Source organism: Pseudolactococcus raffinolactis NBRC 100932, assembly GCF_001591765.1.
GTDB lineage: Bacteria > Bacillota > Bacilli > Lactobacillales > Streptococcaceae > Pseudolactococcus > Pseudolactococcus raffinolactis.
Genome location: NZ_BCVN01000043.1, coordinates 1 through 13,352 on the forward strand (window position 1 = coordinate 1; position 13,352 = coordinate 13,352).

The following is a 13,352-nucleotide window of genomic DNA, read 5'->3' on the forward strand; positions in this document are numbered from 1 at the left end:
ATAAAATTTAAAAATAAAAAAGAAAACGCCTAATTATTTTATATGTGCTGTTTTCTATTTTTTATCTTTTTTGAAACAATAATGATCACAAAAAACAAAAAAATATATAAATTCTACTATAAGAGAATTTATACTTGTATGTACATATTCATGGAAAAATCAAAAAGGTGTTATTTCACATGGTATTCTATAATAAATAAAAAATAGGGGAAGTAGTTTTGAATCAAGAAGAGAATACATTTTTTTCGAAAAATAATTTTGTTATTAATTTTATTGTTAATTTTTTTATCAGCTGTTTTTATGTTTGTCAATCGAAAAACGGCACAAGTTATGAGTGGTCTTCCTAGTTCTGAGGGGACTAAAAAAATGTCTGATGAAGATATAAAAGCTTATGCCAACAAAAAAGTGAGTGCTAGTCAAGTGAGGCTAGAGGTTTATCCAGTGGTTACGCTAGAAAGTAGTAAAGCTAGTTTATACATTCATAATGTACCATCAAATAAAGTAGGACAACAAGCTATATTATATGATGAAAAGGATCAAAAGATTGGTCAAACTGGATTAATTAAACCGAGCTATGAAGTTGATACCATCACAATAAGTAGCCAATTAGCAGAAGGGAACCACAAAGGGAGGATTCAACTTGTTTTTTATGATCTATCAACAGAAAAACAAGTTGGAAAGACAAGTGTTGCTGTTTCAATAGAGGTTAAGCGTGAATAAGAGAGTTAAAAAAATTATTATACTGAGTGGGTTAACATTATTACTAAGTGGTCAGATACAAGCACCAAGTCTGGCAATAACAGGTAATGCAGAAACTCAGACAGAAAATTCTGCCTCAAATCCAAGTGATGGTCAGGAAAAAGAGGAGACAGAAAAGAAAGAGGAGGTAGCTGAAAAGAGTGAACCTTCTAGGCCATCAGGATTAAGTCAAGATCAATCAGATTCGCAATCTGGAGATCCTAAGTCGACAGTTAAACCACCACTTAAACCCTCGCTTAAAACAGTTCCTAACCCTCCTTCGGGGATAAAATTGGACGATGTATTTAAACCAGCAATGGGTAGCGGTGTTAAATATTTAAGTAACAGTATTTTGCAGCTTAGTGATAGTACACAGCAAGTAGGGTCAATTTGGGCAAAGGAAAAGTTGGATTTAAAGCATCCATTTTCCATGACTTTTTATCTATATCTGGGTTCTCAAGGTAAGATGGCTGCAGACGGTATTACTTTTACACTGCAGACTAAAGGTGATTCATGGTTAGGGAATTCTGGACAAAGTTTGGGAGTCTATTCTGGTAATGATAACCCTAAGCAGGATTTACTTTCTTTAGAATTTGACACTTTTTACAATGGTGATAGGGCAGATGATAATGATTTCAATTATCCTATCAAAGGGATCAAGGATCTATTTAATGGTCATATTGCTTTTAGGACATCTGGTTCTGCAAAAGATCCGCATTATGGTATTGTTGATACGATTGAAAAAAAAGATTTTTCAAATGGTAGCTGGAAAAAAGTAAACATTGATTATACACCCAATGCTTTAGGTACAGGAACGATACGTTATGACTACATAGATTTAGGCAATGGGATAAAGAGAAATGCTTCTTTAACTTTTAACTACGATGGTAAGGGGAAAGTTCCCGCTTTCAAGGGGATATCTGAAGTATTTTGGGGATTCACATCTGCTACTGGAGAATTGTGGGCAGAAAATGCCATAGCCTTTGACGCATTACCGGTACAAGGTAAAGTTGAAGCAAAAGACTCATCTATCTATGTTGGTCAAAAATGGTCACCAAGTGATAATTTTGTATCTGGGAAAGATACTTTTGGCAAACCGCTTGATGTAAAAGATTTGCGAATATATGTTGATGGTAAATTAAATGGCACGCTAGATACAAGCAAACCTGGTGTGCATAAAGTTAAATATGAATATGTTGTGAAAACAAATGGATTACCTGATCAAATTTTCGATAAGGAAGTTACGGTTACCGTTTTACAAACAACTCAAGTCAAATCAAAGCCACAGGTGTTAAGATATATTGATAATGACTCAAGTAAATTTAATGCCAAAGATTTTGTAACAGTAGCGGATGATAAGGGCAAGCCTTTATCAAATTATACGGCGCGTTTCCTTTCCTTTCCAAACTCTCTAAATGGTAAGGAAGCTGTTGTAGAAGTCACAGACACCCATGGTCAAGTTTTTACCGTTAAAGTACCCGTCACTTATAAACTCGGTAATACTATTAATTTGTTAGGTCGATCAGATGATCGTGTCGCAACATTCTCTTTAGATGATGCTGGAAAAAATATCGTCGCAACCTATAATTATGCAAGTGGGAATACAAAAATCCATAGAGATTTCTCAGACACCTACTATAGTTTCTCGCATTTCTGGCAAAAGACACTCAATTCTGGTTCATTGAATACGCAAAACCCAGACTATATTTTCTCGGCTAAAGGAACTGATTTACTAAATACGCTGGATCAGTTTGACGGTGATAGAATTTTAGGTGTTTCACCTGGTGATGTGATTAAAATTAATCATAAAGAAGGTGGCCATCTTCTTCAAAACTATGTCAATAATGCTTCTGAAGGCGATAGCCCAGCAAAAGAAATGCTTTATGAGATCACCACCAAAGGTTTTAAAACATTAGCGCTTAATCGACTAATTCCAGTAGATTCAGTTGTTTTACAGGGAGCGAGTAAGGCAGATTTGGACAAAAATTTATCTACGTATTTGCCAGTTAATGGAAATGTCAAGATGGTAGGGTTTAAAACCTATCCAGATGTCAACAAACGTGGAAATTCAACAGGTGTGATTACGGTCAAAGAGGAATTATCTATTGGTAAGAGTGTGACTTGGGATTATGCAGTTAAGTTTAATGTGCAACGGAAATTTGACTCCGTTACGGCAAAAAAAACAGGTCCTTAAGTATACCGATAATAAAAATGATTATGATCCGAGAAAATTTGTAGAGGTTAAAGACATCTCAGGAAAAGTGACGAATGATTATCATGCGACCTTTACGTCCTTCCCTAATAGTTTAGATGGTAAGGAAGCTATTGTTGAAGTGACACCAAAAAACGATACCATAGGAGAAAAATACACTGTTAAAGTACCAGTCACTTATGAATTTGCGAATTCTATTAATTTGTTAGGTCAATCTGATGATCGCGTTGCAACATTTTCTCTGGATAAGACTGGGAAGAATATTGTTGCGACTTATAACTATGCGAGTGGGGATACAAAAATCCATAGAGATTTTTCAGATACTTATTATAGCTTCGCGCATTTCTGGCAAGATGCAATCACTGCAGGGTCATTAGATTCTCAAAAGCCAAACTATAAATTCACGGCTAAAGGAACGGATTTACTGAATATACTGGACGGTTTTGGTAGTAGTAGAGAGCTAGGCGTTTCACCTGGTGATGTGATTAAAATTAATCATAAAGAAGGCGGACATCTCCTTCAAAACTATGTCAATAATGTATCTGAGGGTAACAGTCCTACTAAAGAAATGGTTTATGAAGTTACCACAAACGGCTTTAAAACTTTGGCGCTTAATCGTCTAACGCCAGTCAATTCTGTCGTTTTACAAGGAACTAGTCAAGCGGATCTGGATAAAAAACTATCTAACTATCTGCCAGTTAGTGGCAATGTCAAGTTGGTCGGCTTTAAGACTTATCCAGATGTCAGTAAACGTGGGAGTTCAAACGGTGTGATTACTGTCAAAGAAACCTTGTCAAACGGCAAAATTGCAACTTGGGATTATACGGTTAAATTTGAGGTGCAACGAAAATTAGATACAGTCACAGCAAAAAAACAGGTCCTTAAATATACCGATAGTCAAAAGGAACATGATCCTAAAAAGTTTGTAGAAGTAAAAGATGCCTCTGGGAAAGTGACAAATGACTATAATGCAAGCTTTACTTCTTTCCCAAATAGCTTAAATGGTAAGCAAGCAACTGTTGAAGTGACACCTAAAAATGATACCTTAGGCGAAAAATACACGGTTAATGTACCGGTCACTTATGAATTCGGTAACTCTATCAATTTGTTAGGTAGATCGGATGATCGTGTTGCCACCTTCTCTCTGGATGATGCAGGAGAGAATATAGTTGCAACTTATGATTATGACAACGGCAAGACACAAATTCATAGAGATTTTTCAGATACCTATTATAGTTTTACCCATTTCTGGCAGAGGACAATCGCTTCTGGTGCATTGAATACACAAACACCGAATTATGTTTTCTCGGCTAAAGGAACAGATTTACTGAATACGCTGGATCAGTTTGGTAAAAATAGAGTGCAGGGAGTTTCACCTGGTGATGTTATTAAAATTGATCATGCTGAAAGTGGTGAACGTTTTCAAAATTATGTCAACAATGTCTCCGAGGGTAATAGTCTTGCCAAAGAAATGGTTTATGAAGTGACCACAAAAGGATTTAAAGCGTTAACGCTGAACCATCTAATGTCAGTAGATTCAGTCATTTTACAAGGGACGAGCAAGACTGAATTGGATAAGAATCTGTCTAACTATCTACCAGTTAGTGGTGATGTCAAGATAGTAGGCTTTAAAACTTATCCAGATGTCAGCAAACGTGGATCTACGACCGGTGTGATCACAGTCAAAGAAATGCTATCTAATGGTAAAAGTGCGACTTGGGATTACACCGTTAAATTTGATGTGCAACGGAAGTTTGATTCGGTTACGGCAAAAAAACAGGTACTAAAATTTGGTAATCGTCAAAGTGATTATGATCCCAAAAAATTTGTAGAAGTCAAAGATGCTTCGGGGAAAGTGACAAATGACTATACTGCAACATTTGTTTCTTTCCCTGATAGCTTGAATGGTAAGGAAGCAACAGTTGAAGTGATACCCAAAAATGACACCTTAGGTGAAAAATATACTATTGATGTACCAGTCACTTATGAACTCGGTAATTCGATTAATTTACTAGGCTATAATGACGATCGAGTCGCTACTTTTTCGCTGAATGATGGGGCTACAAAAGTTACAGCGACCTACAATCATGCAAAAGGTAAGACAGCAATTCATAGATCTTTTTCAGATACTTATTATTCATTTGAACATTTCTGGCAAAAGACAATTACTTCTGGCGCTTTAAATACACAAATACCTGACTATGCTTTCTCAGCTAAAGGAATAGAGTTGTTGAGTAAGTTGGACCGGTTTGGTGGGTATAGATCCCTTGACGTTTCATCGGGTGATGTCATTAAAATTAAACATAAGGAACCTGGTAGACGCTTTCAAAATTATATGAATTCTGTTTCTCAAGGCGCAACAAGCAGAAATGAAGTCTATTTTGAAATTGCTAGAGATGGCTATCGTGAATTAAATCTGAATAAACTATCATCCAAAGTTGTTAAAGTAAAATGGCAGGCGACAACAGTGGAGATGGATGAAGTCCTGCAACAATTGGTTGATATCAGTACTTATCTGAATCTAAAAATTGTTGGTTATACACAATATCCGGACACATCGAAAACAGGGAAGCAAGCAGGAAAAATAAAAGTAGAAGAAACTTTGATTTCGGGGAAGAAAGCAAGCTATACCTATGATATTACGTTAGATGTTCAACCTTTTGATAATACTGACCCGGATTCTCATGACCCTAAAGATCCAAATATGTGGCTTAATGTTGAAGTACCACTAGAGATGGATTTCCACTCTACTGAAAACTCTAAACATCAAAAAATTGAAGGTTCTGTTGGAAAGGTGAAGAACCATTCTGGTCGCCCTGTGCAAGTCACAGTTAAGGGCTTCACAAATGCATCGGGTGGAAACGAAGATACACTAGGGGTTGCTTCTCTTATTTTAAATGGAGATGCGCTACCTACTCCGATTGATTTGAAACATTTTTCTACAACACCCCAATATTTAATTGATCTCCAATCACCTGCTAAAAGTGGGCAAAATGTCAATCTTTCAGGTGTATCAGAAATCAACTTGTCTATTTCAGGAACAGTAGTCTCTGATTTAAAAACGCAGCATCATTCTACTAATAAATTTGAACTGCTGTTCACGCCTTTAGATAAAGATGGTCAGCCCAATTTGTAACACTTAACTTATTACGGTATCTCTCTTTCTTTTAGGAAGATATAAATATAACATCCATAGAGATGAAAGGAAAAAATGAAAACAACATCAAAAAAAATGCTTAGCTTACTGTGTTTAGGTATGCTTGCAAGCACAGTCGGTAACACACTAGCTTCTGCAGAAGTTATCGATAATGGGAATGGGACACTTACAATTGATAACTCTAACGGGACTTCAGATTCTTCAGCATCAGTAAAAGTTTCGGGTCAAGTCGGTTTTGATAATACAAACCCTAAGTCGCCAGATCCGAAAGATCCTAACACTTGGCTTAACATTGATATTCCAACAAAAATGGTATTTGCATCAACTGAAGCCTCAGGATTTAAAGATATTGAAGGGGATGCGGGTAAACTAGTAAATCGTTCAGGTCGTCCAGTGGAAGTAAGTGTTGCAGATTACGTGGCTGTATCTGGTGGTGTTGCAGATACAAAAGGAATTGCTTCTCTTACATTGACGGGTGGCGTCACGACACCAAGTTTTGATTTAAAGAACTTTAAATCAGGTATTCTGACAGTTCTTGATTCACCACAGGCTGCAGGTCAAAATGCGCCTATAGCTGGAAAATCTGAAGTCAAACTTAGTCTTTCTGGAAAAGTAGATCCATCGCTTAAGAAAGTCCATATGCTCAATAATCAAATCGAATTGAAATTTAAAGCACTTGATAAAGATGGTAAACCACTTAACCCATAAGCCTAAGGCAATGAAAAAGAAACGACTACTATTGCTGAGGGTACTTATTGTTGTTTTGACAGCCAGCTTTTCTTCTATAATAATAATATGCGCCGAGGAAGTGCATAGTTCCGATGCTAGTGTTGAAGTAAAAGGCAGCATTTTTCCACCGATATCAGAGGAGTTAGTGCAACATTCTACTGAAAAGCGCTCTCAATTTACTTCGCATGAGCGAAAAAATTTACCAAGAACAGGTGAAAAAAGTTCTACCTGTATGAGTATTTTAGGAAGCATTTTGATAGGTTCGATCTTTCATATTTTGAATAGGAAACAAGTCGTCGGTTTACTTCGTAATATTTTAAATAGGCGCATAAGTTAATAAAATCTTCAAGTTAAATTATTGACTGATATTGGATTTAGATCCGATATCAGTTTTTTTGTAAGATTAATCTGAATAATTATAGTTATGTTTGATTTAAGGTTGGTATGTTATGATAAAGAAAAAAGTAGGAGAACAAAGATGACTAAGAAAAAACAATCAGCGAATAAATGGTACCATTTATATAATTTAGTACCGATTCTTTTTGTGATTGGAACAGCTATTACGCTACAAGTCCACCCTATTAAAGATCCATCTATCATGATTTATGGTGTAAAAAGCACGGAACATGAGGAGGCAACTGGCTTTAAATTCACGAAAATGACCTTGACGGATGGTCGGGTTATTGATCGTCCAACGATGGCTGATATACGTGAGCAAAAAATGCTGACCTATCACAGTCAAGACGAGTTAAATCATGCTTATTCATTTTCAAAAAGTATGCTAAATTAGATAAGCTAATCTTAAAAAATAATAACCTAGTTAAGTTCTTGGATTTTAGTTTGCAATTAAGATACTGTCAATTCCTAAATAAATAAAAAGCTTGCAAAACATATAACGTATATGCTATAATAGATACTTGTGAGTAACTCTCACTTACTCAGGGAAAAGCCCTGAGTCATTAGACCAAAAGGAGGAGATACATCAATGGCTACTACAAAGTACGAAATTCTTTACATTATTCGTCCAAACATTGACGAAGATGCAAAAACAGCGCTTGTTGAGCGTTTTGACACAATCTTGACAGAAAATGGTGCAACTATTTCTGAATCAAAAGATTGGGAAAAACGTCGTCTTGCATACGAAATCAATGATTTCCGCGAAGGTTTGTACCGTCTTGTAACACTTGAAGCTGATACAGCTTCAGCTGCAACAAGCGAATTTGACCGTCTTGCGAAAATCAATGGCGACATCTTACGTCACATGATCACTAAGGTTGAAGCTTAATTTTAAGCACACTTTAGTTTTCAGGAAGGACAAAACATGATTAATAATGTTGTTTTAGTAGGTCGTTTGACCAAAGACGTTGAACTTCGTTACACACCTGCCAATCAAGCAGTGGCTACTTTTACCCTTGCGGTTAATCGTGCCTTCAAGAATGCTAATGGTGAGCGTGAAGCGGATTTCATTAATGTTGTCATCTGGCGTCAAGCTGCAGAAAATCTAGCAAATTGGGCGAAAAAAGGTGCGCTTCTGGGCGTTACTGGTCGTATCCAAACGCGTAATTATGAGAATGCCCAAGGTCAACGTGTTTACGTGACTGAAGTGGTTGCTGATAATTTCCAAATGTTAGAAAGTCGTAGCGCGCGCGAAGGTGGTCAACAAGGTGGTGGTTACACACCTTCACAGTCTCAACCTACAAACTCAAACTTCGGTGGCAATCAACCGTCACAAACTCAGAGCTCACCTGCCACTCCAGACTTTGGCCGCGATAGCGATCCGTTTTCTGGTGGCACACCCATGAACTTGAGTGATGATGATCTACCGTTTTAATCAATGATGGGCAGATTAACTGCCTAGAATAATATAAGGAGAAAACACATGGCACAACAACGTCGTGGTGGCTTCAAACGCCGCAAAAAAGTTGACTTTATCGCAGCTAACAAAATCGAAAACGTTGACTACAAAGACACTGAGCTTTTGAAACGTTTCATCTCAGAACGTGGTAAAATTTTACCACGTCGCGTTACAGGTACTTCTGCTAAAAACCAACGTAAAGTTGTAACAGCAATCAAACGCGCACGTATCATGGCTTTGCTTCCATTCGTAGCAAACGATTCTGAATAAAAAAATTAAAGGCAAGTCTTACGAGGCTTGTTTTTTGTTTGTTTACGAAGATATGAGTAGACAAAAACCAAAAATAGAAAAGTTTTTTGTTTGTCTGCGAGTGTCTGGAGGATGCGAGAAGACAAAAAAACTGACGTTTAACGGTCAGTTTGTGTGTTATGATTTGGCTGATGTCTACATTTCCATCGGTGTCATGATCGTTTCACGCCCCATGTTATCAACAGCATGAAAGAGTCTTGGCCAGTCATTGTCAAATTCATAATTAAAATCAATGACCATAGAAGTTTCAGGATCGTCATCTTGCGAAAAACGAACTGAAAGTGCCCCGTGATTGTTCATCAATTCAAAGTTAATCGTATTTTCCAAAATGAAAACACCTTTGAGATTATTGTCAATGATATACCAAAAACTGTCGATGACCTCGCCAGGGATGGATTGAATGGTGCCGAAACTTGCATAACGGGCGACTGTATTTGTAAAAGCCATAGGTTTACCTCGCTTTTTCTATCCCAAATAGGTATAATATACTCATTGCTTCATTGTTGAGAAAGCGATCAAGAGTTTCATTCGCTTTGATTACTGAACTGAGTAGATGCTTATAATTAAATTATATTTTAAAAGTCAAAAAAGGTCAAGAAATAGGAATTCAAAATGCGAATAGATGATGTTTTAATCCAATATGGTGCTGTCAAAAAGTCCGACATCAAAAAATTTCTGCGTGATCAGTGTGTAGCGGTCAATGGTCAGGTGACCACAGCGCGCAATGAACAGGTCGACAGCAACATACACAACCTTACGCTAGACGGCCGCAAGATCAACTTCCCACCTCACCGCTATTTCATGATCAACAAAACTGCACGAACCCTGTCAGCCAACAAGGATGCTGACCTGCCAGTCGTTTTCGATATCTTGCCAAACGACATCGACAAAACCAACCTCTATATCATCGGGCGACTTGATTTTCTATCTGAAGGTCTACTGCTCATCACCGACAACGGCAAACTTGGGCGCAATTTGATCAAACCCGAAGCCCACGTTGAAAAAGTTTATCAAGTAGAGGTGAAGGAGCCGCTAGAACTTGACGACGTCAGAAAATTCAGAGCAGGTCTAGTGATAGATGGGGATGTGTCATTAGCCCCTGCTAAATTAGCAATCCTTTCAGACCACACCGCCATTGTCACCATCAGCGAGGGGAAAAACCGACAGATTCGCAAGATGTTTTTAAGTGTTGGGAAACTCGTGACCAAACTAGTGAGAACCCAAATCGGACCGATACAGCTAGATGAACGTTTGAAAGCAGGAGATTATCGCGCGCTGACAAAATCTGAAATTCAGAGTCTAGCACCCTATTTTAAAGCAAAATAAAAGCTCAAAATCTGAGCTTTTTTGGTTTAAAAATCAATTTCGCGCAACTCGCGATTAATGACATCAAAGTCAAAACCTTTTCTGGCAAGGGCATTTCTGACACGTTGTTTGAGGTCATAGCCGTCATATTTTCGGCTGTATTTGCGCATGATTTTATCTAATTCTTTTTGCAAAAGTTCTGATTCATTGTCTTCATCGGATTCGAGCTCTAAATTATCAATGGCAATTTTACTAATATCATAGGAAAAGCCTTTGCTTGTCAGATTCGTTGCAATCTTCATTTTCAGAGCCTTGAGTGGTAGGCGACTATACTTGCTCATGACTAATTTTTCAGCCAGATGCGTTGCGACGGCAACTTGTGTGTCAAAGTCGTAAAGAAGTTCTAACTTTTCTAGTGCCAAAGTTTTATCAATACCTTTATCGACTAATTTTTGCTGAATTTGATAGGGGCCTGAGGACTTACCTAGGACTTTGCCCCGAACGAAAGATTCAGCATAAGCAGGATCGTCAATAAAGCGTGATGCCTCAAGCGCATCAATGATTTTAGCAATTTGCACATTTGGAATCTCATGGTCGATCAAGTAACGAATGACTTCTTTTTTAGTCCGTTGCTTGAAAGAAATATAGTAGAGTCCCAGATTTTTTCCCCTAGAAAAATCAGCAAATTCAGCAATTTTCTCAATCTCAGCGTTTTCAAACACAGCACCTTTTGACAAAAAGAACCGAACAATCGTATCCTCAGTCACATAAATCGTGCGCTCATCGTCAAAAACGACCTTATATAAACGTTTCTTCTTCTCAAGTGAAATAATTTTAGGCATACTTTATTATACGTAAAAAAATGGTAAAATGGGTACATGACTCTTAAAATTAAGCAAAAAATTCCACTAAAAATCAAAAAAATCGGTATCAATGGCGAAGGCGTTGGTAATTTTAAGGGAACGACGGTTTTCGTGCCGGGTGCGCTCAAGGGCGAGGATGTGTATGCGGAAATCGTGACTAGTGAGCGCAATTATGCGACGGCAAAAGTCCTCAAACTCAATAAAAAATCACCCCACCGCGTTGTGCCCATGTGTGATATCTATAAGCAGTGTGGCGGCTGTCAGATCATGCACTTGGCTTATCCGCAACAGCTGCTTTTTAAGCAAGATGTGCTGAGACAGGCGCTACAAAAGTTTAAACCGGAAGGTTATGAAACTTACGAAGTCCGTAAGACGATAGGGATGAAAAAACCTGAGCACTATCGGGCTAAGTTGCAATTTCAAACACGGTTTTTAGGCGAGAAAGTTAGAGCAGGGCTTTTCGCGGAGAATTCCCATAAATTAGTCGAGATCAAAAACTGTTTGGTTCAAGATGAAACAACACAAGCGATTATTAATGAAGTGACTGAATTACTGACTTTTCATCGGATTCCAATCTATAATGAAAGAAAGTTCGATGGCATTCGGACGGTTATGGTCCGTCGGGCTAATCATACTGGGGAAGTTCAGCTTATTTTCATCTCATCGACTCAGGTTGAGTTGACGCGAACGATTGCTAGCTTGACGGAGAAATTTCCTGAGATTAAAACGATTGCTTTGAATATCAATCGTAAGAAGTCGTCTGAGATATATGGCGATGAGACGGAGATTCTTTGGGGCGAGCGTGCGATTTTAGAAGGCGTGCTCGATTATACCTTTGAACTCAGCCCGCGGGCCTTTTATCAACTTAATCCTGAACAGACTAATGTGCTTTACCGCGAGGCGGTAAAGGCGATGGATGCGAGTGCTGACGATGATTTAATAGATGCCTATTCTGGGACTGGTACCATTGGCCGCGCCTTTGTGGGCAAGGTTAAAAGTATTCGGGGCATGGATGTCATTGCGGAATCAATAGAGGATGCTAAGGTCAATGTGCCGGACGGGATTTATGAAGTCGGGACGGCTGAAACGGTGGTGCCTAAGTGGGTGGGTGAAGGGTTCAGAGCGACCGCCTTGATCGTTGATCCGCCTCGGACGGGGCTGGACGACAAGTTGCTAGACACGATTATCGCGACGCAGCCTGAAAAAATGGTTTATGTGTCCTGTAATGTGTCGACTTTGGCGCGTGATTTGGTTAAGCTGGCATCGGTTTATGATGTCAAATATATCCAGTCGGTTGATATGTTCCCGCACACGGCGCGGACGGAGGCAGTTGTGAAGTTGGTGCGCAAATGATCGAAAAAGCCAAATTGACGGATCTGTCAGAAATTGTGGCAGTGATTGAGAGTGCGCGTGCTTTTTTGAAGGCGCAAGAGATTGATCAATGGCAGAAAAGCGCTTATCCTGCTGCGGCAGATGTTAGGTCAGACATTGAAAATAATGTGGCTTATGTTCTGAAAGTGGACGGTAAGGTTGCAGCTTATGCGGCGGTGATGACTGGGTTCGACCCCGCTTATGATTTGATACACGGCGCGTGGCGTAACGATAGTCACGATTATGTGACCGTTCATCGCATGGCGGTATCAACGGCATTTCGCGGGCAGGCTCTGGGACAAGGGTTTTTAACCTCAGTTTTTGAGACGTTCAGTACTTATCAAGATTTTCGTGTCGATACGCATCCAGATAACCAGATCATGCAGCATATTTTAACCAAACTCGGCTTTGAAAAATGTGGTGTGGTGATGTTTGAAGGCGCCCGTTGGGCCTATCAGAAAGTGCTAGAAGATTGATACTCAGGATTGTTGGGAGAAAAGAAAGATAAAGGAGTGTTAGATGACATACGAACAAGAATTTATGCAAGAATTTGAAGCTTGGGTAGCCACACAAATCATGGTCAATGAAATGGCCATGAACCAAAGTCAAGAGGTTGCGGATGAAACAGACGATGTGCGTGCTAAAGACGCGATCATCCGTTACGAAAGCCGGATGGATGCCTATAAATTTTTACTAGGCAAATTTGAGAATTATAAAGCAGGCAAAGGCTTCCATGACTTACCTGATGGTTTATTTGATCAAGTTAATTATTGATTGACCAAAATAAAAACGTCAATATTTTTCAAAAAACTC

Annotated in this window: 15 protein-coding genes; 13 read left to right on the forward strand and 2 right to left on the reverse strand. The window is 38.6% G+C overall.

From position 1 onward, the window contains the following. The first annotated feature begins 366 nt into the window (after nt 1-366). The 9 genes from LRA01S_RS09375 (at nt 367) to rpsR (ending at nt 8,961) form a co-directional block, all read left to right on the forward strand. Complete coding sequence (locus tag LRA01S_RS09375) at nt 367-720, forward strand: hypothetical protein (protein ID WP_144259909.1); 354 nt, start codon at nt 367-369, stop codon at nt 718-720. Continuing rightward, nucleotides 713-2,932: a lectin-like domain-containing protein gene (locus LRA01S_RS09380; protein ID WP_061775361.1), complete on the forward strand. Its 2,220-nt coding sequence runs from the start codon at nt 713-715 to the stop codon at nt 2,930-2,932. The genes LRA01S_RS09375 and LRA01S_RS09380 overlap by 8 nt, the downstream gene beginning before the upstream one ends. Beyond that, the gene (locus LRA01S_RS09385) at nt 2,883-6,086 is read left to right on the forward strand and encodes a hypothetical protein (protein ID WP_163604827.1); all 3,204 of its coding nucleotides are present in this window, start codon (nt 2,883-2,885) and stop codon (nt 6,084-6,086) included. The genes LRA01S_RS09380 and LRA01S_RS09385 overlap by 50 nt, the downstream gene beginning before the upstream one ends. Before the next feature lie 75 nt (nt 6,087-6,161). After that, nucleotides 6,162-6,815, forward strand: a complete 654-nt coding sequence (locus tag LRA01S_RS09390) for a hypothetical protein (protein ID WP_061775363.1) — start codon at nt 6,162-6,164, stop codon at nt 6,813-6,815. Nucleotides 6,816-6,825: 10 nt separating this feature from the next. Further along, the gene (locus LRA01S_RS10980; protein WP_144259908.1) at nt 6,826-7,173 is read left to right on the forward strand and encodes a hypothetical protein; all 348 of its coding nucleotides are present in this window, start codon (nt 6,826-6,828) and stop codon (nt 7,171-7,173) included. Nucleotides 7,174-7,314: 141 nt separating this feature from the next. Then, nucleotides 7,315-7,626 carry a hypothetical protein gene (locus LRA01S_RS09395; RefSeq protein WP_061775364.1) on the forward strand — a complete coding sequence of 104 codons (312 nt, stop codon included), beginning with the start codon at nt 7,315-7,317 and terminating at the stop codon, nt 7,624-7,626. Nucleotides 7,627-7,821: 195 nt separating this feature from the next. Next, nucleotides 7,822-8,121 (forward strand): 30S ribosomal protein S6, encoded by a 300-nt coding sequence (gene rpsF, locus LRA01S_RS09400; RefSeq protein WP_061775365.1) that lies wholly within the window; start codon nt 7,822-7,824, stop codon nt 8,119-8,121. Between the two features lie 36 nt (nt 8,122-8,157). Further along, a complete protein-coding gene (gene ssb, locus LRA01S_RS09405) occupies nt 8,158-8,667 on the forward strand; it encodes a single-stranded DNA-binding protein (RefSeq protein ID WP_061775366.1) in 510 nt (169 codons plus the stop codon). A gap of 48 nt (nt 8,668-8,715) precedes the next feature. After that, on the forward strand, nt 8,716-8,961 hold the full coding sequence (gene rpsR, locus LRA01S_RS09410) for a 30S ribosomal protein S18 (RefSeq protein WP_003140392.1): 246 nt from the start codon (nt 8,716-8,718) through the stop codon (nt 8,959-8,961). Nucleotides 8,962-9,135: 174 nt separating this feature from the next. Here rpsR and LRA01S_RS09415 read toward each other — a convergent pair whose 3' ends face one another. Next, nucleotides 9,136-9,447: a DUF960 domain-containing protein gene (locus tag LRA01S_RS09415; RefSeq protein WP_061775367.1), complete on the reverse strand. Its 312-nt coding sequence runs from the start codon at nt 9,445-9,447 to the stop codon at nt 9,136-9,138. A 165-nt stretch (nt 9,448-9,612) separates the two neighbouring features. On the opposite strand from LRA01S_RS09415, the gene LRA01S_RS09420 reads away from it, so the two are divergent. After that, nucleotides 9,613-10,326, forward strand: a complete 714-nt coding sequence (locus LRA01S_RS09420) for a pseudouridine synthase (RefSeq protein ID WP_061775368.1) — start codon at nt 9,613-9,615, stop codon at nt 10,324-10,326. Nucleotides 10,327-10,352: 26 nt separating this feature from the next. On the opposite strand, the gene recX is transcribed toward LRA01S_RS09420, so the two are convergent. After that, nucleotides 10,353-11,147 (reverse strand): recombination regulator RecX, encoded by a 795-nt coding sequence (gene recX, locus LRA01S_RS09425; RefSeq protein ID WP_061775369.1) that lies wholly within the window; start codon nt 11,145-11,147, stop codon nt 10,353-10,355. 36 nt (nt 11,148-11,183) lie between these two features. Between recX and rlmD the strand changes: the two genes are divergently transcribed. The 3 genes from rlmD to LRA01S_RS09440 are packed head-to-tail and all read left to right on the forward strand — an operon-like array spanning nt 11,184 to nt 13,313. Continuing rightward, nucleotides 11,184-12,521, forward strand: coding sequence for a 23S rRNA (uracil(1939)-C(5))-methyltransferase RlmD (gene rlmD, locus LRA01S_RS09430; protein ID WP_061775370.1), 1,338 nt, complete (start codon nt 11,184-11,186; stop codon nt 12,519-12,521). Continuing rightward, the gene (locus LRA01S_RS09435) at nt 12,518-13,015 is read left to right on the forward strand and encodes a GNAT family N-acetyltransferase (RefSeq protein ID WP_061775371.1); all 498 of its coding nucleotides are present in this window, start codon (nt 12,518-12,520) and stop codon (nt 13,013-13,015) included. The genes rlmD and LRA01S_RS09435 overlap by 4 nt, the downstream gene beginning before the upstream one ends. A gap of 43 nt (nt 13,016-13,058) precedes the next feature. Next, entirely contained in the window at nt 13,059-13,313 is a 255-nt protein-coding gene (locus tag LRA01S_RS09440) for a DUF1912 family protein (RefSeq protein WP_061775372.1), read from the forward strand. The last annotated feature ends 39 nt before the right edge of the window (nt 13,314-13,352 follow it).